At 58.0% G+C, this 25,175-nt stretch carries 18 protein-coding genes; 16 read left to right on the top strand and 2 right to left on the bottom strand.

Annotated elements, in window-relative coordinates; genetic code table 11:
- Nucleotides 1-118 precede the first annotated feature (118 nt).
- Complete coding sequence (locus ACWJKU_RS08505; RefSeq protein WP_454147673.1) at nt 119-1,633, top strand: choice-of-anchor Q domain-containing protein; 1,515 nt, start codon at nt 119-121, stop codon at nt 1,631-1,633.
- Nucleotides 1,634-1,686: 53 nt separating this feature from the next.
- Here ACWJKU_RS08505 and ACWJKU_RS08500 read toward each other — a convergent pair whose 3' ends face one another.
- Nucleotides 1,687-2,805 carry a hypothetical protein gene (locus ACWJKU_RS08500; RefSeq protein WP_454147671.1) on the bottom strand — a complete coding sequence of 373 codons (1,119 nt, stop codon included), beginning with the start codon at nt 2,803-2,805 and terminating at the stop codon, nt 1,687-1,689.
- 154 nt (nt 2,806-2,959) lie between these two features.
- Here ACWJKU_RS08500 and ACWJKU_RS08495 point away from each other — a divergent pair, with 154 nt between their 5' ends.
- Together ACWJKU_RS08495 and ACWJKU_RS08490 are read left to right on the top strand one after the other, a co-directional pair.
- The gene (locus ACWJKU_RS08495; protein ID WP_454147669.1) at nt 2,960-3,208 is read left to right on the top strand and encodes a helix-turn-helix transcriptional regulator; all 249 of its coding nucleotides are present in this window, start codon (nt 2,960-2,962) and stop codon (nt 3,206-3,208) included.
- Entirely contained in the window at nt 3,198-4,472 is a 1,275-nt protein-coding gene (locus ACWJKU_RS08490) for a HipA domain-containing protein (protein ID WP_454147667.1), read from the top strand. The genes ACWJKU_RS08495 and ACWJKU_RS08490 overlap by 11 nt, the downstream gene beginning before the upstream one ends.
- 67 nt (nt 4,473-4,539) lie before the next feature.
- On the opposite strand, the gene ACWJKU_RS08485 is transcribed toward ACWJKU_RS08490, so the two are convergent.
- Complete coding sequence (locus ACWJKU_RS08485; RefSeq protein ID WP_454147665.1) at nt 4,540-4,740, bottom strand: Fic family protein; 201 nt, start codon at nt 4,738-4,740, stop codon at nt 4,540-4,542.
- Between the two features lie 19 nt (nt 4,741-4,759).
- Between ACWJKU_RS08485 and ACWJKU_RS08480 the strand changes: the two genes are divergently transcribed.
- From ACWJKU_RS08480 to ACWJKU_RS08420, 13 genes are all read left to right on the top strand, one after another.
- A complete protein-coding gene (locus ACWJKU_RS08480) occupies nt 4,760-5,359 on the top strand; it encodes a type IV toxin-antitoxin system AbiEi family antitoxin domain-containing protein (protein ID WP_454147663.1) in 600 nt (199 codons plus the stop codon).
- 666 nt (nt 5,360-6,025) lie between these two features.
- Nucleotides 6,026-6,778 carry an NYN domain-containing protein gene (locus ACWJKU_RS08475; protein ID WP_454147661.1) on the top strand — a complete coding sequence of 251 codons (753 nt, stop codon included), beginning with the start codon at nt 6,026-6,028 and terminating at the stop codon, nt 6,776-6,778.
- Between the two features lie 276 nt (nt 6,779-7,054).
- Nucleotides 7,055-10,711 carry an ATP-binding protein gene (locus tag ACWJKU_RS08470; RefSeq protein ID WP_454147659.1) on the top strand — a complete coding sequence of 1,219 codons (3,657 nt, stop codon included), beginning with the start codon at nt 7,055-7,057 and terminating at the stop codon, nt 10,709-10,711.
- Nucleotides 10,704-11,327 carry a condensin complex protein MksE gene (locus tag ACWJKU_RS08465; RefSeq protein WP_454147657.1) on the top strand — a complete coding sequence of 208 codons (624 nt, stop codon included), beginning with the start codon at nt 10,704-10,706 and terminating at the stop codon, nt 11,325-11,327. Before ACWJKU_RS08470 ends, ACWJKU_RS08465 begins: the two co-directional genes overlap by 8 nt.
- Nucleotides 11,324-12,556 (top strand): hypothetical protein, encoded by a 1,233-nt coding sequence (locus tag ACWJKU_RS08460; RefSeq protein WP_454147655.1) that lies wholly within the window; start codon nt 11,324-11,326, stop codon nt 12,554-12,556. Before ACWJKU_RS08465 ends, ACWJKU_RS08460 begins: the two co-directional genes overlap by 4 nt.
- Complete coding sequence (locus tag ACWJKU_RS08455) at nt 12,549-13,070, top strand: hypothetical protein (RefSeq protein WP_454147653.1); 522 nt, start codon at nt 12,549-12,551, stop codon at nt 13,068-13,070. Before ACWJKU_RS08460 ends, ACWJKU_RS08455 begins: the two co-directional genes overlap by 8 nt.
- A 29-nt stretch (nt 13,071-13,099) precedes the next feature.
- Nucleotides 13,100-14,265 (top strand): IS3 family transposase gene (locus tag ACWJKU_RS08450; protein ID WP_454147651.1). Its coding sequence is split into 2 segments (ribosomal slippage): nt 13,100-13,355 and nt 13,355-14,265, totalling 1,167 coding nucleotides; the frame shifts between segments, so codons are not numbered across the junction.
- Entirely contained in the window at nt 14,266-14,697 is a 432-nt protein-coding gene (locus ACWJKU_RS08445; protein WP_454148074.1) for a DUF7281 domain-containing protein, read from the top strand. It abuts the gene before it with no gap.
- Between the two features lie 860 nt (nt 14,698-15,557).
- A complete protein-coding gene (locus ACWJKU_RS08440; RefSeq protein WP_454147649.1) occupies nt 15,558-18,611 on the top strand; it encodes a BPTD_3080 family restriction endonuclease in 3,054 nt (1,017 codons plus the stop codon).
- A gap of 280 nt (nt 18,612-18,891) precedes the next feature.
- Nucleotides 18,892-19,734, top strand: a complete 843-nt coding sequence (dinD, locus tag ACWJKU_RS08435; RefSeq protein WP_454147647.1) for a DNA damage-inducible protein D — start codon at nt 18,892-18,894, stop codon at nt 19,732-19,734.
- Nucleotides 19,735-19,745: 11 nt separating this feature from the next.
- Nucleotides 19,746-23,249: a site-specific DNA-methyltransferase gene (locus ACWJKU_RS08430; RefSeq protein WP_454147645.1), complete on the top strand. Its 3,504-nt coding sequence runs from the start codon at nt 19,746-19,748 to the stop codon at nt 23,247-23,249.
- Nucleotides 23,250-23,273: 24 nt separating this feature from the next.
- Entirely contained in the window at nt 23,274-24,305 is a 1,032-nt protein-coding gene (locus ACWJKU_RS08425; RefSeq protein WP_454147643.1) for a ParA family protein, read from the top strand.
- Nucleotides 24,306-24,363: 58 nt separating this feature from the next.
- A complete protein-coding gene (locus tag ACWJKU_RS08420; RefSeq protein WP_454147641.1) occupies nt 24,364-25,167 on the top strand; it encodes an SIR2 family protein in 804 nt (267 codons plus the stop codon).
- The last annotated feature ends 8 nt before the right edge of the window (nt 25,168-25,175 follow it).

Raw genomic sequence — 25,175 nt, 5'->3', positions numbered from 1 at the left:
GTGTCACGTTCCGCATACTGCTTGTCTCAGAAGCGGCAAGTCCTCGGATTTCGTTTGAAGGGCGCGCTTTCGGCTATCCGGCGTGAAGGACTTCTGAATGAACAAGGAGGATCTAGACATGACTACTTTCGGCTTTCGCAGTGTTCCTCATAGACATTTGCTGATTTTCGCGGCGTTGTTCCGTTTGACGGCCGAGTCCGCCGGGGCGACCACCCTCACGGTGGGTGCGATCGACGCCAACGGCGTGGCTTGCACCTTGGCCGATGCCATCGTCGCGGCGGATAACAACACGTATACGGGAGGCTGCCCGGCGGGTTCCAAGGATGAGACCGACATCATTGAACTCACCGGCGACGTCATCCTCACGGAAGCCTTGCCCGAGGTGAGGAGCTACTGCAGCCCCGAGCCCAATCCCTGTGCCGAGAGTGTTCAAACCTATATTACGATCAATGGCCACGGTCATTCGATCGCACGCTCGCGCCATCCGGATACCCCGAAATTCGACCTGCTGACGCTTTTTTCGCTTTGTGGCGAGGGCATCTATATGCCTCCGCCGATCGTCAAGCTGAACGAGGTCGAACTGAAAAATGGCGACACCGGCATTGTATTGAAGGCTGCGACCCTCGGCACCGAGTGTCCGCCGGAGCTTGATCTGGTGAATAGCCGGATTACCGACAATAACGGGGCTGGCATATCGGCGCGCTTTGCCTCGCTGCGGCTCACGAACAGCGTGATCGAGAACAATGGCGGCCGTGGCATCGGCGGTTATGCCAGCGACATTGAGCTGACGGACAGCACCGTTGCACATAACGTGGATCGCGGTGTCTCGGCTCATGGCGGCCTTCCGTTTTATGAGAGACGAGGGGTGCTATCCGTGACCCGCAGCACCCTCGCCGGCAATACCGGTGGCGGCATCGAGCTCGCCGTTCTTCACACCACGCTCGTGAACAGTACCGTGTCCGGAAACGGAAATCGCAAGATTAAAGGAGGCGGGATTCACGTGATACCCAGCGATAGCAGCGATGAACAACCGGTAACCGAGTTAACGCTCATTAACACCACCGTTTCCCATAACGTTGCTGAGCTCGGCGGAGGCGTATACCGCGAGAGCGGAGAGCACTGGTTCTATATCGACACAAGCGCCATGATGAATTCAATTCTTGCCGATAACACCGGCGGCGACTGCGTGAGCGCCGCCGGCACCACGCGCATTGCCTTCATCGGGCAAAACCTGATCGAGGATGGCGGTTGCTTCGACCCGAGCTATTCGAATCCCCCGCTGATCGGCGATCCCAAGCTCGGTCCCCTCGAGGACAATGGCGGCCCCACGCCGACTCATGCGCTCCTCGAAGGCAGCCAGGCGCTGGATCGGATCGCTTTCGTTTACGGTGCGAACGGCAACCCGCTGGGCTGCGAGGGTACGACCGATGGCGTTACCGCCGGAGTCGTGACCGATCAGCGCGGGGAGAGACGGCCGCAGCCCGGTGACGACTTTTGCGACATCGGCGCCTTCGAACACGCTGTTCCGTCCAATAGGCGCGAATGCCAAAGCGGCGGATATAAGAAATTCGGCTTCGATAGCCTCGAGCAATGTCTCCGGTACCTGGACCGCTGGAAGACGCCGTCTTGGTAGAGCGCACGGGAGGCGGTTCTCGTATTCCAACATCATCGAAACGTTTGCTTACCTCATTCGCCATCGAAACGGATGCCGCGGGCTGCCGGTATCCTATCGTTCGGGCCGCTGGACTGCCGTTTCGCCCCGTCGAAGACGATGAGCGTCGGGTTCACGAGCTGCCTGAGGTCAGGACCCCGGCACGACGTAGTTCCGCTGAACGATCTTGACGGCGTCGCCTCGGGGAACCATCTCCTCGGTAATTTCGCGGCAATTCGGAAGGTTCCCGCAGTCGCGCGCGAAGTAGTAGACGTAGAGCTTGTCGGTGTTGCCGACCGTCTCCGAGAAGGCGGACGCGCTCCCTTGAGATCGGGATCCGAGACGTTCGTGACGCCCACCAGAGCCGGGATCCGGTTGGGCGCCAGACTCGTGTACGTGGCGTTGCCGGTGACGGTGCCGAGGGTGTCCGCGACGGCGAGGACTTCGCCCGATTCGATGCTCTCCGTCGGGCTGATCTGGTAGTCGGCGTCCTGGGTATCGCCAAGGCAGTTCATGAGGTGCTGGACGCAATGCTCGCCGATAAGGTCCACCTTGAGCAGCAGGCTTTCGAACAGCCCGTCCTTGGCGTCGGGCTGTCCCCAGCGCTGCTTGACCGCCTCGACCAGATTCTCGACCTCACCCTCGAACCCGAGCTCGGACTTGGCGATCCTCTCGTCCCGGACAGGTTTTGGGTAGGGCTCGGTCGGACGAGCCGTATTCGTATCTCTCACGCGGAGAATGGCAAGCGGGCGCTTCTGGCGCCACTCATCGCCGGCCGTCTCGTCTTCCGGCAGCGAATAGCGCATCAGAGTCATCAGATCGTCCGCCTTGGAGCCGAATCCCGGCCGACCGAGGTCCGGCGATACGGGCTCGACGAACACCTGATTGCGATCCGGTACGCCCGCCCGCAGGAGCGCCTCCGTCAGCGCACGCGCCATCACCGCGTCGGGCGTGACGATGAAGAAACGCTGCCGATTGAAGGCCGTTCCGGACTGCCGCTCGATGACGAGGTTGTTGTTGCTGTCGCCCACGCTCGAGAACACCATCGGGCGGGCCGGATTCGGCGACGTCATGAAGAGGATGCTCTGCATGATGGGATCATCGGTCACGGATTGGTAGATTTCATCCGCAGCGTCGATCCCCCCTTCGCGCATAAAAAGATGTGGGGGGGTGTAAAGTTAACTGTGTAACTGGGGTTAGTTCATAGGGTGATCCGATCGCCGAAGAGATGTAGCAAACTTTCCCGATCGGGAAATTTTGGTTGCAGGGCGGCGCCGGGTTGCCCATAATTTCCCGAACGGGAAATTTATGACACCGATTCACAGCGCTCAGCAACTTGGCGAAGCCCTGCACGCCGCCCGCAAGCAACTGGGACTGACCCAGTCCCAGTTGGCGCTGGCGGCCGGCGTGGGCCTGCGCTTCATCGTGGAGCTGGAAGCCGGCAAACCTACGCTGCGGCTGGAGCATGTCCTGCGCGTTGTCGAGGCACTGGGGGGAGAACTCCGCTTGAACGGATTGCCGGCATCGACCGGTAAGGACGGCGGCGATGGCGCGTGAACTCGCCGTTTGGCTGTTTGCCGATCGCGTCGGCACGTTGGCGCTGGTGGAGGGGCGACTCACGTTCCGGTACGCGGCCGATTGGCTGGTGCGGCCGGATGCGGTTCCGCTCTCCCGCTCGCTGCCGTTGCAAGCCGAGCCGTTCGATGAGCACCAGGCACGGCCGTTTTTCGCCGGACTCCTGCCCGAGGGCCGCCTGCGCCGCTTGATCGCCCGGCAGTTCCACGTCTCGGGACAGAATGACTTTGCCCTCCTGGATCACATCGGCGGCGAGTGTGCGGGGGCGGTCACCTTCTTGGAGCCGGGGCAGCCGCTGCCGCTGCCGCCTCCGGCCACCGACGGCGAGGTGGAGTGGCTGAACGATGAGGGGCTCGTCGCCATATTGGATGAACTGCCCCGGCGGCCGATGCTGGCCGGCAAGGAGGGGCTGCGTCTGTCGCTGGCCGGCGCCCAGGACAAGCTGCCAGTCGTCGTCGAGGGCGAGCGGATCGGCCTGCCCCGAGGCGGCACGCCGAGCACCCATATCCTCAAGCCCGCCATCCCCGCGGTGGAGGACAGCGTCACCAACGAGGGGTTCTGCCTGGCCTTGGCCGAGGCGCTCAAGCTCGATGTGGCGCGCTCCCGGATCCACGCCGCGGGAGGCCGCCGCTTCCTGCTGGTGGAGCGCTATGACCGGCTGACCGACGCCGGGGGAAGGGTTCAGCGGGTGCATCAGGAGGATTTCTGCCAGGCCCTGGGCGTGGTGCCCGAGATGAAGTACCAGAATGAGGGCGGACCCGATCTCGCGCAGTGCTTCAACCTGGTCCGCCGCGCCACCCGCCCCAGCGCACTCCAGGTACTGCGGCTGCTCGACTATGTGGTGTTCAACGCCCTGATCGGCAATCACGACGCCCACGCCAAAAACTTCTCGTTGCTCTATACGGGCACGACGCCGGTGCTGGCCCCGCTCTACGACACCCTCTCGACGGCGATGTATCCCAACCTCACGCCGAAGATGGCGATGAAACTCGGCAGCAAGTACCGGTTCAGCGAGGTGCAAGCGCGGCACTGGGATCAGTTTGCCGAGGGCGCCGGGCTGGCCAAGGCGCAGACCCGCAAACGCGTCCTGGATCTGGCAAGAGCGCTACCGACGCTGGCCCGCCAGCTCCAATCCGCACCGGACCGCGGCTTTGCCGACCACCCGCTGGTGGAGCGCATCGTCAGTCTGATCGAGCAGCGCTCCATGCTGACAGTACGGCGACTGACCGAGCCGGCGGCGGGCTGACGATGGTCGGGACGGGTTCGATTCCGGACCTTCGGAACCGAGCCGCCGTCCGAAATGCTCGCCAGGATCAAGCGGGCCTTGCCGGGACTCCTGCTACAGCGGCCGGCTCCAGCGCCGCCACCGTGCCGACCCTTTTGTTGCCGTCGAGAAAGGGATGGTTCTTGACCCAGTGAAAGAGATAGGCGGCGGCCATCTCTAAAGCGTCGGTGTGCAGGAACTCGCCGCCGTAGGTGGCCGATTGTCGGTAATCATTGACTATTACCGACATATGGAAACATCATCTCAGCATGGACAGCCAGCAAGAAGCCATTCTTGATCTCGCGCAGACTCGAGGACTCATCCGCCCGCGCGATCTCACCGCTCTGGGGCTTCCTCGCGTTGCCCTGACGCGGCTGGTTCGCAGCGGGCGACTGGTCCGGGTGGGGCGTGGGCTTTATGCGCTCCCCGACCGGCCGGTGTCCGAACACACATCCCTCGCCGAAGTTGCGCGCAAACATCCTCGAGCGATCGTGTGTTTACTCTCGGCGCTGCGGTTTCACGACCTCACCACCCAGTCGCCATTCCAAGTCTGGATCGCAATTCCGAACAAAGCGCGAGCGCCTCGCGTGGCTTACCCTCCGCTGAAGATTGTGCGGTTCTCCGGGACCTCGCTCACCGAAGGCATTGAAGAGCACGTGATCGACGGGGTCCGAGTGCGCATCACCGACATCGCCAAGACAGTCGCCGACTGTTTCAAGTTCCGCAACAAGATTGGCCTGGACGTCGCACTTGAGGCACTTCGCGCCGCATGGAAACAACAACGCGTCAGCATGGACGACCTATGGTTTTACGCTCGGATGTGCCGCGTGGCCAACATCATGCGCCCTTATCTGGAGAGTCCGATGTGAACAGCAAGCGCCGGCCTCGGCACATGGGAATTCGGTCGTAATGTCCCGCTTCGATGGAAAATATCGGGCAAAGTGCCTATGCCTGGATATCGAGACCGCGCGTAACGATAGAACGATCCTACGCGAGGTCGGCGCCTTCCGACCTGATACCGATGCGCGGGCCCGCATTTCCGGAAAGGCAAGAAATCTGGTTTCCCAGTTGAATGACCTGACTCAGGACGCAGCTTTCGTGCTTGGCCACAATGTCATTGCCTTCGACCAGCCGACACTAGCGTTACTGCATCCGGATCTCGAACTGCATCAGCTACCCCTCATCGATACTCTCGAACTATCGCCGGTTGCTTTTCCCCAGAATCCCTACCATCGGCTGGTCAAGGATTACAAGCTTTGCACCGCCACACGCAATGATCCAGTCCGTGATGCCGAGCTTGCCTATTCGTTGTTCCTAGATCAAGGCGAGGAATTGCAGAAGCGTGTCGAGCAGCACCCGGACGAAGCTCTGTGTTTGCACTATCTCTTGGCACCAGAAAACGGTAAGGGCGTTGCCAGTTTTTTCGCGACTCTACGACGCGCCTTGCGCCCGTCCTTGCAGGAAACGCAAAGCGCATGGCTACGTGCCACCAAAGGAAAAGTCTGTATTTCTGGGCAACGGCATGTAATCGATTCTTGGTTGCCTACATCGCCACTGAACGGCATGTCCCTGCCCTCCAGGTCACACCCGTGGCGGTGTATATCGATGCCGACAATCAGTCTTCCCAAGGCGCGAAGGCTTTGTTGGCTCTGCTTGGCGATGCGGTGGTCAGTGTCACCATTGCCGGAAACAACCATGGCCAAGAAGTCGAGCGCTGGCGGCACGAACTGGTTTCCATCGTCCCCGACCTGAACCCGCGTTTGCTCGAAGTGTCCTCGCGAAAACAAGCAGCGGACATTGCCTTGATAATGGAATTGGGCGCTCATCTGGATCAGCATATTCACGAACGGGAGCGGGTGAACATCGTCTCCCGGGATGAGCTACTGATCAGTGCCGCGGAGTGCGCCCAATCACGCGGATGCACGGTCTTCATCGCCTATGCCGACAGCGAGATCCCGACAGCAAGAAGCACCCGGTTGACCACCCTCCTGTTACCGGCGATCGCGAAGCCCCCACCGCCGCTACCGCCCGCTGCGGATCCGAAGTCCGCCAGCTCGTCGCCAAGGCCGCAAACACCCTTTGCCGGAAACACTTCGGTTTCTCCCGTGCTCGCGAAGCTTCGGGAGATGTGCACGCCGCAACCGAGCGGAGGGTACCTGGCGAGCGAGGTCGGCCAGGCGCTTTTCAAGCTTGGGTATGACACCAAGGCCGCTCGGACTGAATTCCTTACTTCCATACCAGGAATCGAGGCACGTGGAACCGGCCACCAAAAAACTTGGGTGTTCTGATTGAGTCATCGTTTGCACCCTGCCCCGAGTCTCGACTTCGAGGTTTTGCGCGCAAAGGAACAGAAAATCGTTTCAAGAACCGAATCCCTGAATCGGCAAAACTTCTGAGGGTATGCCGTCAGCAAAAGATACGGCGAAAAAATCGACTATTGCAGCTAAGCTTTGTAGAAACTGGATGCTTTTCGCAACTGGGGTAATCCGTAGTCATTTCGCACGGACAGCACGCTATTGTCTACTTTCCATTCATAGGTATTCGCTACTCCGGAATCGTTCCCCGTGTTCCGTATCAATCGCCTCATCCTCATCGACTCATACAAACCGGGTACCTTACAGGAAGTGCGCCTGGATGGCCCGACCAATCTCAATGGTGTTAACGGCGCCGGCAAGACCACCCTACTCCGGTTGATCCCGCTGTTCTTTGGCGAAAGCCCGAGTCGGTTGGTGCCCAAAAGCCGGGTAAACGAAAGCTTCGTTCAACATTACCTGCCGCACGATTCCTCTTACCTCATTTTCGAGTACCGCCGTTCCAAGCAAACCTGCCTGGCGGTGATGTATGCCGCCACAAATGAGGGTGGCCTGTGTTACCGCTTCGTCGACAAGGCATTTGCACTGGAAGATTTCCTCGTCACCGACGGCGAGGGCAGAGAAATGCCGATTTCCTGCCGTGATCTCGCTCGTCATCTCGGTAAAAAGGGTGTCTACTGCAGCCCCCAACTGACCGCCCGCAACGACTATCGCACCGTCATTCAAAATCTGCCCCATGCCAAAGGGGCGGAGATGCGGCAGTTGATTGCCCGCTTCAGCTTTTGTGAAAGCGCCAGCGGTCGGCGGCTCCAACACGTCGAGAAGATCGTCACCGGCATGTTCATGCGCGCCACTGATTTTCGCGATCTGCGGGAAATGCTGGTGAGCTGTATCGAAGAAGAGCGCGAATCCATCGCGCTGGACATCAAGATCGACACGCTGGAAGTCTGGTGTCGTGAATATCGGGCTTGTCAGCACATGGAGGCCCAACGCGAGGCCATGGTCGCCTTGGAAACCTTTGAGGAAGAGGCGGTTACGGTACGCCAGGAACTCGCCGAGCTCGCGGCACGCATGCGCCGTTTGGCCAGCCGTTTCGAGGAGGACCATCAGCGTAAGAGGCAAGAACTGGAACAGCAGGAGCACTCTCGGGACCAAGCGAAGGTGGCTTGGGAGACTCAGGAGCTGGCACTCAAACGGGAGCAGGCCGAAACCCAGGCGCACCTCGATGCCAACGAACGCCGCCTGGATCAACTCGAGCAGGAAAAAGCCGCCTGGGAGCGGGAGGACATCGAGCGCAAACAGCGTCTGTACGCAGGGCGCGGCCAAACCCGCAGCGCCCTTGAACAGGCGCGCGAAACCCAGAGAAGGTTGCTGGAAAAGGTCCAGGATATCGATGCCGAGTTTAGAAGCCTCAAGGCCGAGCAGGAAAAAGAATACCAGCAGCGGCGGCATGCGCGCGAAACGCGTCTCGGGCAGCTGGCACTCCAAGCCGAGCGCGAACGGAGCCGGTTGCGGGAGGAATACCACGCCAAGGAGGCTGCCCTGACACAGGCGGCGGCTCCTAGGGAAGAGGAGCTGAATCAGGCACTTTTGAGACTGACCGCACGGCAGGGCCAGCTCAACGCTCAGATTCAAGACGTTCAGGCCGATCCCGCCTTGCTGTCGGCTCTCGACTCGAAACGGGAAACGCTGGAAGCGGCGCGCACGGAACTGGAACGGAGCCGCGAGCAGCAGGGCGCGCTGGAGGAAAAGCTGGCAGCCCATCGCGGCAATGCCGAGCAACTCGATCGAAACCGCCGGCAACTGGGTGAGCAACGTCGACGGGTCCAGGATGAAGAAGCGCGCCTCCGCCGCGAGCTGGAGGCCGATGCCCATACCCTGCTCGGCTTTCTGCGGGAACATCATCCGGCGTGGACGGGCCACATTGCCAAGGTCATCAAGCCCGAGTTGCTGCTGCGGGACGACCTCTCGCCAGACTTGGCTCCGAATCCGGAGAGCTTCTACGGCGTAAGCCTCGGACTGGATGCGCTCGAAGCCGACCGGGCCGCGAGCGAAACCGCCTTGCGTGAAGCGATCGCGCACTGCCGCGATGAACTGGATCGTCTGGGCCAGGAAGACCAGGCGCTGGACGCCGCCTTGGAGGCCCATCGCAAGACGGGCCAAGCTCTCGACAAGGAGCGCCGCGCGGCGGAACTGGCTCTCGCTCAAGCCAAAACGGCCATCGAACGCGTGAAGGCCGAGCTCGCCTCGCTGGAAAACCAAATTCGCGTCAGTAAGGCCGAACGGCAAAAAGCCCTACAGGCTCAGTTGGAGACCATTCATCAGGAGATCTTAGACAATCAAACCCGAATCCAACAGAACCGTCAGCAATTGGCTAACCAGCTCAAAGAGTTGGCGGCCGCGTTGTCCGACGATCTGGCTGCCCTTGATCAAGACCTCGCCGCGCAAAAAACGGCACTGAAAAAAGAGTTGGAAGTCATGGCGGAGCAGCAGGCCAGAAAGCTGGAGGAGCTCAATCGTCAGCGGATGGCAAGCCTCGAAAAAGGAGGGGTGGACACGGCGACGTTGAACGATCTCGAGAAGAAGATCGGCCAGCTCACCACGCAGTTGGCCCAAGCGGAACAAGCCGCCGATCAAGTGGAGAAATACCAGCGTTGGCGTCAGCACGAATGGCCCCGGCACGAAACGCTGCGGGACGACATCCGTAAACTCAACGTCATACGGCACGAACAAGATGGCTGCTATCAAAGGGCTCTGGAGCAGTTTCAAGGGGTGCAACAGGAACTTAAAGCCCGCATCGCCGAGCTAAACAGCGCGCTGAAACAGATCGAAGGCCAGCAACAACGTTTGTCGCACATGCTGAGCGAGTTGGAGCGTTATCCCCGGCTGCCGGAGGGCAGCGTGGTTCTGGATGCATCTCATTCCGTGTCGTTCCTGCAAGAGTGCAAGCACGAACTCTTGACGCGGGAGCGAGCGCTGGCCAAACGCATCGGCGATTTGGTCGCGCGCCTCAAACGCGCTCTGAATCAGTTTCCCGGTACGCGCCCGGCCAGCTACGCCGAAACCGCGGTCCAGGAGATCGGTATGGATGCCTCGGATCGGGCTTGGCTTCCGTACCTCCGGGCTTGGTTTGACCATCACGCCGACGAATTGCGCCGCGTGCTGGTAATGGAGGCCAACACCTTCGGCAGCGCGGTGCGCAATTACCACCAGGCGTTGTGGCGTTTCGACCGAGGCATCGACGCCCTGTCCCGGCGCTTGGCCGCCAGCATCGATCGCAACATCGGCTTCGAAAAAATCGAGGCGATTCAGGCGCGTCTCCTGTCGCAAGTCGAGGCGCTAGGGTATTGGCAGCACATCAAGACATTCACCGAACATTATGACAGCTGGCAGCGTGCCGACGACCTGCTGTTGCCGACCCAGGCATTTGCCGATGCCGTGCAGCAGGTGGCGGGCCAATTGGGTGGGCGTGAGGGACGGGTGGAAACCCGTCTAGTCAATCTGCTCAGCTTGGAAATTGCCGTGACCGAGAACAGCAAGGTCAAACGTGCCACGCACGACGAAGAACTGCGGCAGATTTCCAGCCACGGCCTGTCCTATCTCATCCTCTGCGTGTTCTTCGTGGCTCTGATCAATATGATCCGGAAGGACCAACCCGTCTCCATCATCTGGCCCATGGACGAGCTGAAAGACCTGCACCAGATGAATATCGAGCGGCTGCTGGAAATCCTCAATAGCAACAACATCACCCTACTGTCCGCTTTTCCCGATCCCGACCCGGAAGTCCTCAAGTCTTTCAAGAACCGCTACGAGATCTACGGCTATCGGGAGCTGGTGGAGATGGTCATAGACGAAGACGACGTCATCCCACGGGACAACACGAGCAAGGCGTTTGCCCTCAATGTTTGAAAACACCGTCAAACGCTTATTGCGGGGCGAATTCATCTGCGAGGTCTCGGCCGACGAGTGTTTTCGGTATCTAAAAGATCCCGAGCATCGCCGCGAGGTGGAGGCTTTTCTCGATCGGCTGGGCTATGCCCTGGCCAGCACCGGGAGCCAACTTGCGTACTATGCTGCCTACCGTCAAATCGACGGTGAAGCGCGTTCGGACATCCGCAAGCTCTTCCAGACCTTCCGATTGGAGCTTCATCCCGTGGTGGAATGGCTGGACATGATGATGCAATGCCAGCAACAGGATGCCGCGCTGAGTCCCGGGGATACCCTCTCCTTTTCGGGTCTTTTGAAAACCATTGAAAACAACCAGGCCTTGGCCGATCGCTTACAAGGCTTCGCCCGCTTCAGGGATTTCCTCAGCACCGAGGATTCCACCAAGGGACGCCTGGAAAAATTGCTCAAGACCCTCTGCCACTGGGGCTATCTGCACCTGGCAAGCCGCGACACGCTGGTGTATCAGGTGACTGGCAAGTTGGATTATTTCTATCAGGCGCTCCAATTCATTCAGGAGCACGAGGCCTTGCCGCTGGAGCAGAAAGAAGAAGACACCCAGCAGGATGATCTATTTTGAGCGGGGACAAGACGTCGCTGCACCGGTTGTTGCAGGCCATGGCCCAGCATGGCGATCTGATCGCGGAAGCCTATTTCAACGGCAGCGTGCAAAGCGGCGGGGACAACCAACGGGCACTGAACCAGCTGAAGCAGCTCAAGATCCTATCCCATCGTGGCCAGGAGGGGCATCGCCTATCGACGCGGCTCAGCCAGTTCATCGACGGCGCGCTGAACAGCGACCGCATGCGACGGCTGGATACCGACCTGGGGGGCTGGGTCGATTTGCTGGAACAGCAAATCGGACTATACCAGGACGCTCATGCCGAGGATCGTTTGGAGGACAGCGACCGTTTTCTCGGCGAAATCGAGCGCCTGGTGTTTGACCTCGCAGATACCCTGGACGAAAACACCACTTACCTGCTGATGCTGGTGAACAGCCGCTTCGCCAATGTCCGCGCCCTGTCGGAAAAAAAACGGCAAAATGCCTTTTACATCGCCCGCTTGGAAAAGCTGGTCAGCGCAGTCAGTCTGTTACAGCCGGCGCACCTGATGGATCTGGCCGAGCCGCACGAAAGCCTCCAAGGGCTGATCGATCGTCATCTCATCCGCACTTTGCCGAGCCATCGCCAACGTCTGCAGGACATCCTCGACACCCTCAAGACTTTCCTGTTCCAGCTGCGCCAGATCGAGGCGCGGGCTCGCCTGGTGAGGGGCTTGGCGTTTTTCCTCAGGCAGAATCCCGATTATGGCCCACAGGACTGGTGCGAACGGGAACAGATCCCGGATCACTGGAATCGCATTTCAGGGATCAAGCTGCAGGCTCATCCAGACCCGCTGAACCGGAGCCTGGAGACGGAACTCATCGCCATCGCCCAAAAGATCAGGATCGACAGCGAGGCCTTGCTGGCCAAAAAAAAGGAACGCGGCCTCAATCGGGTGAGCCTCGCCAAGCCGCCGGCCCGCCGGGTGGAATTTCCTCAGTACCGCCAGCGCATCCGGCAACTGTTCGAGCAGGCGCGCCAGACGCCGGGGCAAGCCGTGTCTGCCCTGGCCTATCGCCATCATCATGGCATCGAGATCGACCCGCCCATCTGGTTGAGCTGCGTCCTCAGCGAGAGCCTTCGGCGCAAGGGACTGAAGCAGGGTTTCGATTTCGAGTTCGTTCGGCACGCGCGCGTCGATGGGTTTACCGGCACCCTTCGCGTCAAGGACCTCCGCGTCGTCTATCGAGGGCCGTCCCATGGATAAACGGCTGGTCCGCCTGATTGAACGCGCCGTCTGCTCGGATCAGACGCTATTTCCGCTGAATGCGGGTTGGCAACGTCTCCACCACGAGTACAACATCGGCGTCACTCTCGGCCACAAAATCCGGGTCTCCGAACGGGACAAGGCCGAACTGATCGGCTTGGTCAAACAGATGACCGGGCTGGACTTGAAGAGCGTCTCGGTCGAGGCGCTCAAAAGCGTCACGCGGTCCGAAGCCCTGGAACGCGCCCGCAATGAAAAATGGGCCGGACAGGCGGTATCGGCCCATCGGCTGGCGCTAAAAGCCTTGCCGGGCCAGCCGCTGTGTCTCAATGGGAAGGTCATTGACCTTCCGATCCGAAGCCATCTGGATCTGGCCGTCGAGTCGGTGGAAAGTCTCGAACATGAGGCGATCGTGGTGATCGAAAATTACGAATGCTTCGACCGGCTGGACCAGATGCGATGGACGCTGGAAGAACCGTTGACGTGGTCCAATGCCAGCAGACACCTGAGTTAAGGAGTTAAGCTCTACAACTGAGGTGAGAGATGATGACAAGAAAACGCTATACGAAGGAATTCAAGCTGGACGCGGTGAGGCTGGTGACCGAACACGGGTACACCCAGGCCGAAGCCGGTCGCAACCTGGGGATCAACCCGAAGATGCTGGGGCGATGGATTCAAGAGTACCGGGTGGATGAGCAGGAAGCGTTTCGGGGGAATGGCAAACGGACGGCAGAGCAGGAAGAGCTGCGGCGACTGCGGGACGAGAACCGTAGGCTGAAGCAGGAGCGCGATATTCTGGTAAAGGCGGCGGCCTTCTTCGCGAAGGAAGTGGGCTGAGATATCAGTTCATTGATCAGGCGAAGAAGGCTTATTCCGTGAAACGATTGTGCCGTGTGCCGGGGGTGAGCCGGGCGGGCTACTACGCCTTCGTCCGGCGACCGCAGCGCGGTCCAGATTCGATGCGCCAGGCGAAACTGGACGCAGTGCGCCAATTGGCGGCCGAATCGGATCACGTTTATGGCTCGCGGCGCATGGCGCGGGAACTTACTCGGCTGGGCTACCGGGTCGGCCGCTATCAGGCACGTGGACTGATGCGCGAGGCTGGGGTGTGGGTGCGCTATCGCCGCCGGTATCGGGTGACGACAAACAGCGCACACAGCCAGCCCGTGTTTCCGAATCGGCTGCAGCGGGGTTTCCGAGTAGCAGCGCCGGACCGGGTATGGGCCTCGGACATCAGCTATGTCTGGACGGCCGAAGGCTGGTTGTATCTGGCCGTCGTGATTGACCTATACGCCCGCAAGGTCGTGGGTTGGTCTCTGGGAAAGCGCCTCACCAGCGCCTTGGCATGTGACGCGCTCCGGATGGCGCTGTGGCGCCGGCAACCGCCCCGGGGTCAACTGCTGCATCATTCTGATCAAGGCGTGCAGTATGCCAGCCGGGCGTTTCGGGGCCTGCTGCAGGCGTATGGGATGACAGGCAGCATGAGTCGCAAGGGCGATTGTTGGGATAACGCTGTGGTCGAGAGCTTCTTTGGCTCGCTCAAATCCGAACGGGTCCATTGGCGGAGTTACCAGACTCGAGAAGAAGCGCGCCGGGATATCGTCGAGTACATCACGATGTTCTACAACTGTCGCCGTCTGCATTCGTTCCTGGGTTATCGCAGCCCGGACGAATTTGAGAAGAACGGCCATTTGGCCAATGCCGCTTAACTGGGGTGTCCGCTATCACTTGACCAGGTCACGTACACTCATGCCCTGGTACTCTACCGAGGCGATCCACGTAACAGTAGCGGCCAGGCCGTGAACGAATGTCTCCGCGCCTGGAAGCGCCCGGCGCTGGCGCTGGTCGATCTTGATCCCGCGGGACTCTTGATCGCACAAGCGCTGCCGTTCGTAGTGGGGCTGATAGCACCTGACGTGGAGAACTTGGAGTCTTTACTCGAGCAAGGTAACCCGAAGCTCTATCACCAGCAGCGGCCCATGGCCGAACAGGCCCTTCGGAACAGTCCGCAGGCCATCATCCGGCAACTCTGGGCGTTGATCGAGTGCCATCAAAAAGGCGTAGTCCAAGAGCGCTGGCTCCACGGCGATGTGGAACTCATAGTCCATACATTCAGAGAAACACACGCCGAACTGCTGTAAAAATTCTGCTATCCAAGCCGGATGGGGATATGTCAGAACTCGGATTGCTCAGTACGCTAATCCGCCGGAATACTAGCGCAGACTTAGTGTATAAGCGATAGTCGTGCAGCGCCCGTTCCGTCGAACGCCGGGACTTGCATATTTCGTGGACAGATCAACATCCGAACTGGCTGCAGGTATGTCGACTCGTAACTCCGGACGACTGCATTCCAACCGGGACAGAATTATCCCGGACAGATTTACTTCAAACTCCGACGACCCCGAGCAAGCGGAGCCACTTCTGGCAACGGCCTTCAAATTGGGCGTTTTATTCGTGCCTGCTACACTTGTTCCAGCGTGTTTCAGTCGATTCACGACATATTTGGGATGTTGTAATCCGAAGCTTACAAAGTTTTCAGCCAAGGATTACAGCGTTTGGATGTGATTTCAGCAATGATGTAATGATTTCGTTACTTGCTAACTGCCACTTTATTTTTTGTGTGGGTGCAGAAAAGGAGTGAGCCGGTCAGCGTTCCGCTTTTGTGGTCGTCAGTCAAAACGTCCCGATGAGTCTTCTACCGGTTTAGAACGTTTATTTCGTCGCTCAGATACATACTTTAAATAAAGGGTTGCATGGAAGTTAAGTCTTAACCCCGAGTAACCAGTCATTCGATAGTACAGCTAGCGATCTGTGGATTCAGTGACGAGCGTCTCAAAAACCGTTGCGGCGGCATCAGCGGAGGTGACTTGACGCTTAGAGCGATCACTCGCGCGCTCTATCACCCATTTCACGATGAAGACTTGGGGTAAGAATCTCTCGTTTCGGTCGGCAAATCGCGCCATTGGACGGCCGACGGCCACGATGACGTCAAAAAACAAGAATGAAAAACGAATTCTTCGAAAAGCCGATCCTCAACTCGCCTTACGACTACCCGTCACGCCATTGGGAACTCGACGACCAGGGCCAGCCGACGCAGCGAATCATCGAGAGCCGTCGTCTCGCGGAGTTCATCACGCCTATCCCTAAGCCCAAGAAGCGCAAGAGCGCGGCCAACCAACAGTCGTTGCTCTTCGATGAAGGCTTGGGGCTTTCGTCCGAAGCCCAGCAATACGATCCGACCCCAATCATCAATGAGCTGCGCCGCCATGTCGACCAGTGGCGCAAATTGCCAAATCCGAACGATTGGTTGGTCACGCCGGAAACCGCCCGGTTGCTCCAGCATTGGCGGCATCATCCTTTCAACGGCATACGGCCGTTCTTTTGCCAGATCGAAGCGGTCGAGACCGCCATCTGGCTAACCGAAGTCGCGCCCAAATTCGGAAAGGCCGGCGCGCGATTTCTGGACCACCTGGCGAGCGCCAATCACGACGCCAATCCGGAATTGATGCGCCTCTCGCTCAAACTCGCCACCGGCGCCGGCAAAACGACCGTCATGGCCATGCTGATCGCCTGGCAGACGATCAACGCGGTGCGCCGGCCCAATAGCACCAAGTTCACCCGCGGCTTCCTGATCGTGACGCCTGGCCTGACCATTCGCGATCGGCTGCGGGTGCTCCAGCCCAACGACCCGGACAGCTACTACCAAAGCCGGGAACTGGTGCCGACCGACATGTTGGTCGACCTCGAACGCGCCAAGATCGTCATCACCAATTATCACGCCTTCAAGCTCCGGGAGCGCCTGGAGCTGTCCAAAGGCGGCCGATCGCTGCTCCAAGGGCGCGGCGAAAAGCTCGATACCCTGGAAACCGAAGGGCAGATGCTCCAGCGGGTGATGCCAGAACTGATGGGACTGAAGAACATCCTGGCGATCAACGACGAGGCCCATCATTGTTACCGCGAAAAGCCCGTTCATGACGACGAGGACCTGACGGGCGACGAGAGGAAAGAAGCCGAAAAGAACAACGAGGCCGCGAGGCTCTGGATTTCGGGGCTGGAAATCGTCAACCGCAAGCTCGGCCTGCTCCGCGTGATCGATCTGTCGGCGACGCCCTTCTTCCTGCGCGGCTCCGGCTATGCGGAAGGCACGCTGTTCCCCTGGACCATGAGCGATTTCTCGCTGATGGACGCCATCGAATGCGGCATCGTCAAACTGCCGCGCGTGCCGGTGGCGGACAACATTCCCGGTGAAGACGTGCCCAAGTTCCGCAACCTCTGGGAGCACATCCGCTCGAGGATGCCCAAGAAAGGCCGCGGCAAGGGCAAAGCGCTCGACCCGCTCAGCATTCCGGTGGAACTCCAGACCGCGCTGGAAGCCCTCTACGGCCATTACGAAAAAACGTTCCGGCTCTGGCAGGAGAGCGGAATCAAGGTGCCGCCCTGCTTCATCGTGGTCTGCAACAATACCGCCACCTCCAAGCTGGTCTACGACTACATCTCGGGATTCCATCGCGAGAACGAAGACGGCTCGATCTCGTTCGAGCACGGCCGACTCCCCCTCTTCCGCAATTTCGACGAGCACGGCAATCCGCTTGGCCGGCCCCGCACCCTCCTGATCGACAGCGAACAGCTCGAGTCCGGCGACGCGCTGGATGCCGGCTTTCACAAGATGGCGGCCGACGAGATCGAGCGTTTCCGCCGCGAAATCGTCGAACGCACCGGCGACCGCCAGAAGGCCGAAAACCTCACCGATCAGGAATTGTTGCGGGAAGTGATGAACACCGTGGGCAAGGAAGGCCGGCTGGGCGAATCCATCCGCTGCGTCGTGTCCGTGTCCATGCTCACCGAAGGCTGGGACGCCAATACCGTGACGCACGTGCTCGGCGTGCGCGCCTTCGGCACTCAGTTGCTGTGCGAACAAGTCATCGGCCGCGCGCTCCGCCGCCAGTCCTACGACCTCAACGAGGACAACTTGTTCAACGTCGAATACGCGGATGTCTTAGGGATACCCTTCGACTTTACCGCCAAGCCCGTGGTAGCGCCGCCGCAAAAACCCCGCGAAACCATTCACGTCAAGGCGGTTCGGCCCGACCGCGACGCGCTGGAAATCCGGTTTCCCCGGGTGCAGGGCTATCGGGTGGAACTGCCCCAGGAGCGGCTGAGCGCCGAGTTCAACGACGACTCCGTGCTGGAACTGACGCCCGATCTAGTCGGGCCTTCGGTCACCCAGATCGCCGGCATTATCGGCGAATCGGTCGATCTCAATCTCGTTCATACCGGCGATCTGCGCTCATCGACGCTGCTGTTCCACCTCACCCATCGCCTGCTCTACACCAAATGGCGCGATCCCGGCGAAGAACCCAAGCTCCATCTGTTCGGCCAGCTGAAACGCATCGCCAAGCAATGGCTGGATACCTGCCTCGTCTGCAAGGGCGGCACCTATCCGGCCCAGCTCATGTACCAGGAACTCGCCGACATGGCCTGCGAGCGGATCACCGCCGGCATCACCCGCGCCTTCGTCGGCACCCGCCCCATCAAGGCGGTGCTCGATCCCTACAATCCGACCGGCTCGACGCGCCAGGTGAGCTTCAACACCTCGAAAACGGGACGCTGGGAGACGGCGGCCAACCGCTGTCACGTCAACTGGATCATTCTGGATAGTGACTGGGAAGCCGAATTCTGCCGCGTCGCCGAAGCGCACCCGCGCGTGAAGGCTTACGTCAAGAACCATGGCCTGGGCTTGGAAGTGCCCTATCGCTACGGCTCGGAAACCCGAAGATACCTGCCCGACTTCATCGTGCGGGTGGAGGACGGCCGTGGCGAGGACGATCTCCTAAACCTCATCGTCGAGATCAAGGGTTACCGGCGGGAAGATGCCAAGATCAAGAAGGAAACCATGGACGCCTACTGGGTGCCCGGCGTGAACAACCTCAAGCAATACGGACGCTGGGCCTTTGCGGAATTCGGGGACGTCTACCAGATGGAGACGGATTTTGCGAAGAAGGTCGAGGAAGCGTTTGACAAACTCATCGAATCCGTCGCAGTTTCCAAACTTTAATGCGCCCCAAATGATCGCCTACAATGCAACTCACATCCGCCCCTTGGCAGTAAGCCCTCTCACACATCCTGAGAGTGTGCCGATCCCCTGGGGCTTTTCTTTTTCTGCCTCCGCAACCAAAACGCCCTCCACCTTTCCTCAACAAAGCTTGGTTATGACAGCCGCATGCACCGCCATTCCAGTGGACGACGGTTCGTCCTGAAGTGGATAACCAAATCGGCAACGGACTCAGGTTATTCCCCCAGCGTGAAGTACCACCAATAGACGGTAAAAAGACTCTATGAAAACCGACCTTATCCATACTCTCACGAACAACTTCGAAGCCCATGCACAACAAACTGAAGGCGGTATCGAGTTCTGGCTCGCGCGCGACCTTCAGCATCTTCTGGGATATACAGAATGGCGCAACTTCACGGCAGTCGTTACCAAGGCGAAGACAGCCTGTGAGATATCCGGTCACGCTATCCCAGACCATTTTGTTGACGTTAACAAAATGGTCGACCTGGGTTCGGGCAGTCAGCGCGAGATCGATGACATCATGCTCACCCGCTACGCCTGCTACCTGATTGCCCAGAACGGCGACCCCAAGAAACAGCAGATCGCCTTTGCCCAGACCTACTTCGCCGTTCAGACCCGTAAGGCCGAACTGATTGAACAACGCCTGCTCGAGGCCGAACGGGTAGCCGCGCGCAAAAAGCTCACCGCCACAGAAAAAGAGTTGTCCGACATCATCTACGAACAAACCGGTGGCAACCAAAACTTCGGCATCATTCGCAGCAAGGGAGACCATGCTCTTTTCGGTAAATCCACCCAAGCCATGAAAGCCCAGTGGAAGGTTCCTGACAGCCGCCCCTTGGCCGATTTCGCCCCCACCATCATTCTGAAGGCCAAAGACTTCGCCACTGAAATCACCATCTTCAACGCCAGGGAGCGCCAGATGAACACGGAACGGGCCATTTCCGATGAGCACATCACCAACAATAAAGCTGTCCGCAAAACACTGCTCGAACGAGGGATTCGGCCGGAAAGCTTGCCGGCTGCCGAAGATGTGAAAAAGGTAGAGCGCCGGCTTGCTTCCGAGGAGAAGAAATCCTTGAAAAACCCGGATTCACTGGATTCCTGAGCGAAAACCGTATGGCAAAGGCACCTAATAAACTCACCGTCGAAACCCTCACCCACGACGAAGCCACCCGCAAGAATATCCCCACGGCCGAATACCAGTCGGTCTTGCGTCAGGATGAGCAGAGTCCCATCCGCGTGGCCTACGAGCGCCGCAACCGCGACCTGGACCCGCAACTGGTCTGGCGCGGCAAGGATCAGCAGGACTGGTCCGATCTCGTCGTCCATGCGCCGCCGATCTACATTCAGGAAAAAGTTCATCCCAAGGTGTTGATTGACGATTTGCATCGTCAATCAGTGGCCGGTGGCCAGTGGTCGGTGACCGGGAAAGGCAGCGATTCCGACCACCGATCACCGGCCACTGGCCACCAGCCAGACCTATTCGCCGACTTCAACGGATTGCCGAACGACACCGCCAAGACCGAGTTCTACCAGCACGACGCCCACTGGGCGAATCGCATGATCCTGGGCGACAGCCTGCAAGTCATGGCCTCGCTGGCGGAACGGGAAGGACTGCGCGGCAAGGTGCAGTGCATTTATTTCGATCCGCCCTACGGCATCAAATTCAACTCCAACTTCCAGTGGTCCACCACCAGCCGCGACGTGAAGGACGGCAACGTCGAACACATCACCCGCGAGCCGGAACAGGTGAAGGCGTTCCGGGATACCTGGCGGGACGGGATTCACTCGTATCTGACCTACCTACGGGACCGGTTGACCGTCGCGCGCGATTTGTTGACGGATTCCGGGTCGATTTTTGTGCAGATTGGGGATGAGAATGTGCACCGGGTCAGGGCGGTAATGGATGAGGTGTTTGGGGAAGCGAACTATATCTCAACCATCAACTTCTCCACCACTGGCGGCTTACCATCAGCTCATCTATCGCGAATCGGCGACTTCATCCTTCTGTATGCGAAAGACAAGTCGCAGGTGAAGTGGCGTCGCATGAAGGAGAGAAAGAAGGGCCTCGGTGAGGAAGGATCCGGATACAACCGCATTGAACAAGAGCCGTTCGTGCGCCGACCGGCAACGCCGGAGGAGAAAGAAAACGCGGGAGTATTGAGTGCCGATTGGCGCGTTTATTCATCTGACAATCTAAACGGTCAAGGTCCGCCGCCTGAGCCAACGCCATTTGAGCATGATGGAAAAACATATCATCCATCGCCGAACAGCCACTGGAAGCCAAACTACCCGAATGGTCTGAAGCGTCTTGCCCGTGCATCTCGTGTAGAGGTGGTCGGAAACAACCTGCGCTACGTCCGCTATTTCGATGACAATCCATCCAGTCCGATCAAGAACATTTGGCTGGATACAAGTAAAGCTGGCTTTGCATCAGAGAAAGCATATGTGGTTGAGACGAATGCGAGTGTTGTAGAACGCTGCATCCTCATGTCCACCGACCCCGGCGACCTCATCCTCGACCCCACCTGCGGCTCCGGCACCACTGCCTACGTCGCCGAACAATGGGGCCGCCGCTGGATCACCATCGACACGTCCCGCGTCGCACTGGCCTTGGCCCGCGCCCGCATCATGGGCGCCCGCTATCCTTACTATCTGCTCGCCGACAGCCGCGACGGCCAACTTAAGGAAGCCGAAATCACCCGCACCGCGTTACCCTCACCCCTGCCCCTCTCCCAGAGGGAGAGGGGTGAAAAGTGGCGCGGCGACATCCGCCAGGGATTCGTCTACGAGCGGGTGCCGCATATCACCCTGAAATCCATCGCCAACAACGCCGAGATCGACGTCATTTGGGAAGCCTGGCAGCCGAAGGTACAGGATGCCTTGGCTCGCCTGAACGCCGCCCTGCGCGGTCACAACAAGCCGTTTAAAGTGACGACAGGCGGGCGAGCAGGCAAGACCGTACAGTTCGACGCAACCGATGACGCCACCTTTACCATGCCGAGCGGTGAGGTCGTGCCCGCGTTCGCGCTGGTCGAATGGGAAGTTCCACGCGAGGCTCCCGCCGACTGGCCGGAATCCGCCCGCAAACCGCTCGCCGACTTCTGGGAAGCTCGCATCGCCCGCCAAAAGGAAATCGACGCCTCCATCGCCGCCAAGGCCGAGTTCGAATACCTCTACGACAAACCCTACGAGGACAAGAAAAAAGTCCGCGTCGCCGGGCCTTTCACGGTGGAAAGCTTATCGCCCCACCGTGTACTGACGGTCGACGAAAACGACGAATTGATCGACGGCATCGCCGAACCCGATGGCGGTTACAGCGAGGAGCGGGATTTCGTCCAAATGATCCTGGAGAACCTCAAAACCGCCGGCGTCCAGCAGGCGCACAAGGAAGACAAGATCAACTTCACCGCGTTGACGCCCTGGCCGGGCGAGCTGATCTGCGCCGCTGGAACGGTTGCCGGTGACCTGTGGTCGGTGACCGGTGGAAGCGGTGGTCAGTGTCCGGTGGCCGGTGGACAGAACGAAAACTCACCGGCCACAAGCCACCGGCCACAGGCCACTGAATACCGCGCCGCCATCTTCATAGGCCCCGAGTTCGGCACCGTTTCCCGCCCCGATCTGGTCGCCGCCGCCCGCGAAGCAGGCGACGCCGGTTTCGACGTGCTCATCGCCTGCGCCTTCAACTACGACGCCCATTCCTCGGAATTCAACAAGCTCGGCCGCATCCCCATCCTCAAGGCCCGCATGAACGCGGATCTCCACATGGCCGACGACCTCAAGAACACGGGCAAGGGTAACCTGTTCGTCATCTTCGGCGAACCGGATATCACGGTGACCTGTGGCCAGTGGCTAGTGACCAGTAATGGGAGGATGATTGCGAGCTATGAGCACGTTAAAGAGCTATCGGGACTTGGAAGTCTGGAGGAAATCAATCGAACTGGCCGAGATGGTTTATCGATTGTCGGCAAGGTTTCCGGGGGAGGAAAAATTCGGCTTGACATCTCAGATTCGCCGGGCGGTGGCCTCGGTGGCGGCGAATATCGCAGAGGGAGCGGAGCGGGAGGGAACCAGGGAGTTTCTGCACTTTATGGGAATCGCGAGCGGATCGCTGGCGGAAACGGAGACCTTTCTGATCCTGGCGCAAAGACTGGGAATGGTCTCCGAATTGGACATCGACCCAGCTCTGAATCAGGCGGCAATCGTTGGTCGGCTGCTCAACGGTCTCAAACGCTCGCTGCGCTCCAAAGTCTGAGCGATGCTGATTTTCCACTCTCACTGACCACCGACCACCGGATACAGGTCACCGTCCACGGAGTGGACGTCTTCCACCCCAACACCGGCGAAGTCCGCAGCGACGGCGCCGACGGCATCGCCTGCTGGTTCATCGACACCGACTATAACGAAGAAAGCTTCTTCGTCCGCCACGCCTATTTCCTCGGCGCCAACGATCCCTACAAAGCTCTGAAAACCACCTTGAAGGCCGAAATCAACGAAGAAGCCTGGGCTACGCTCAACAGCGATATCTCACGACCGTTTGATAAACCAAAGTCCGGACGAATTGCGGTGAAGGTGATTAATCATTTGGGGGATGAGGTAATGAAACTGTTTAGAGTTTAAACACGTTGTTTGGAAACATTTAAAATGAAATCGTTCTGTGTATTCAACAATAAGGGCGGGGTCGGAAAAACTACGCTCTTATGTAATTTAGCAGCGTATTTTTCCATTGAAAACCAGAAAAAAGTACTAGTGGTCGACGCTGATCCGCAATGCAATGCCACAGCATACATGTTTAAGGAAAAAATCCTAGATGAATTGTACGGCAGTCGAAAAGAAAGTCGAACAATCAATCTCTTAATCAACTCCCTGAAGAAATCAAAAGGGTATTCTGACATCCCAATAAAACGAAGCAACAGTTTTACATTAGATGTTGTGCCAGGTGACCCAAAGTTTTCTTTGGCCGAGGACTTTCTTGCAAAAGACTGGTTTGATGCAACAAACGGCCAAGAGCGTGGCATAAACACAACCCTGTTCTTTATCGCCTTATTGCGATGGGCAGAACAACAAGAATATGACTACGTTTTTTTTGACATTGGCCCTTCACTTGGTGCCATCAATAGAACCGTCTTATTGTCATGCGACTATTTCATTCTTCCAATGTCATCGGACATTTTTAGTTTAAGAGGATTACAAAATATAGAAATTGCAATCACAGGATGGAAAAAGGGCCTTGAACGGGGATTACAAACCTTCAAGGAGGACAACGGTTACGATTTTGAAGATCAAGATGGAATTCCTTTTAAGCCTCCGTCGATTCATTTTATCGGATATGTTACACAACAATACACAGCCAAGACAGTTGCTGGTAAGAAGCAGCCCGTTGATGCGTATGAAAAAATTATTCGTAGAATTTCACCTGCGATAAGAAAGCATTTAATAGAGCCACTAAATAGTGGTCTCTCAATGGATTACAAACTCGGCGAGATTCCATATTTTCACAGTCTTGTACCGATGGCTCAAACGAGCAGTAAGCCAATATTTACCCTTAAGTCAGCGGATGGCATCGTCGGCGCACATTTCGACAAAGTAAGGCAGTTCGGGGAGGTAATGAAAAATATCTCATCGAGCTTGGAGACCAATGTAGGGATCGCGTATGCGAAATATATGGCCTCCTGAGTTAGTGCACACTATAGCCTGTCGCCGTTGTGTACTATTTTTTGGGGCAGGCGTATCAATGAACGCTATTGGAAGAGATAATAAAACGAGACCCCCAAGCTGGGCAGAATTTCTAAGAATTGCAGCAAAGAGACTTGGATCTCCAAACAAGAAGATAGTCAGAGAGGTTAATAACCTAATTGATTCAAAAGATTACCTTACAGCTGCGGAGGTGATTCGAAATGGTGTTGGTAAAGAGAAATTCACTAATATTTTGAAGGAATGTTTTCATGCGCCTGATTTTCAGCCAGCAAAAATCCATGACCTTCTGTTTCAGCTCGACCTTAGAATCTCAATAACACCTAACGTTGATTGTATTTTTGAAACATCAGTTGGACGACGTGGAGCCGGTGCAGTGACTGTTAAAAAATACGATGATGGAGATGTTGCCGATGCACTTCGTCGGCACGAGCGGGTACTTATAAAAAGCCATGGATCAATATCTCATCCATTCCAAATAATTTTTACCCGAACTGACTACGCTCAAGCCAGAAATAAGCACGCAGATTTTTATGAGCTTATTGAAGCACTCTTGCGCACCCATACATTTTTGTTCATCGGCTGTGGACTCGATGACCCCGATATTAGAGCCTTACTTGAAAATTACAGATATCGCCATCCGGCAGGCCAAAGCCATTATTTTGTTGTACCGTTAAATAATCTATCACAAGAGGTAAGAAGCGTTTTGGAGGAATCGATGAAAATAAACATTATCCAGTACCCTAAATCGTCCGATCATAGTCATCTCACATATTGCCTCGAGCACCTCGTGCAGTCAGTAGAAAGTGAAAGAGTAGAAATTGCCAAGTCCCAGACTTGGTAATCTAAGTC

The organism is Methylocaldum sp. MU1018, assembly GCF_053646775.1.
This window is presented reverse-complemented; position numbering and strand designations above follow the sequence as displayed.

Coding starts and splice junctions, on each gene's coding strand:
- ACWJKU_RS08505 (WP_454147673.1), top strand. CDS start 119: ATGACTACTTTCGGCTTTCGCAGTGTTCCTCATAGACATTTGCTGATT.
- ACWJKU_RS08500 (WP_454147671.1), bottom strand. CDS start 2,805: ATGCGCGAAGGGGGGATCGACGCTGCGGATGAAATCTACCAATCCGTG.
- ACWJKU_RS08495 (WP_454147669.1), top strand. CDS start 2,960: ATGACACCGATTCACAGCGCTCAGCAACTTGGCGAAGCCCTGCACGCC.
- ACWJKU_RS08490 (WP_454147667.1), top strand. CDS start 3,198: ATGGCGCGTGAACTCGCCGTTTGGCTGTTTGCCGATCGCGTCGGCACG.
- ACWJKU_RS08485 (WP_454147665.1), bottom strand. CDS start 4,740: ATGTCGGTAATAGTCAATGATTACCGACAATCGGCCACCTACGGCGGC.
- ACWJKU_RS08480 (WP_454147663.1), top strand. CDS start 4,760: ATGGACAGCCAGCAAGAAGCCATTCTTGATCTCGCGCAGACTCGAGGA.
- ACWJKU_RS08465 (WP_454147657.1), top strand. CDS start 10,704: ATGTTTGAAAACACCGTCAAACGCTTATTGCGGGGCGAATTCATCTGC.
- ACWJKU_RS08455 (WP_454147653.1), top strand. CDS start 12,549: ATGGATAAACGGCTGGTCCGCCTGATTGAACGCGCCGTCTGCTCGGAT.
- ACWJKU_RS08440 (WP_454147649.1), top strand. CDS start 15,558: ATGAAAAACGAATTCTTCGAAAAGCCGATCCTCAACTCGCCTTACGAC.
- dinD (WP_454147647.1), top strand. CDS start 18,892: ATGAAAACCGACCTTATCCATACTCTCACGAACAACTTCGAAGCCCAT.
- ACWJKU_RS08430 (WP_454147645.1), top strand. CDS start 19,746: ATGGCAAAGGCACCTAATAAACTCACCGTCGAAACCCTCACCCACGAC.
- ACWJKU_RS08425 (WP_454147643.1), top strand. CDS start 23,274: ATGAAATCGTTCTGTGTATTCAACAATAAGGGCGGGGTCGGAAAAACT.
- ACWJKU_RS08420 (WP_454147641.1), top strand. CDS start 24,364: ATGAACGCTATTGGAAGAGATAATAAAACGAGACCCCCAAGCTGGGCA.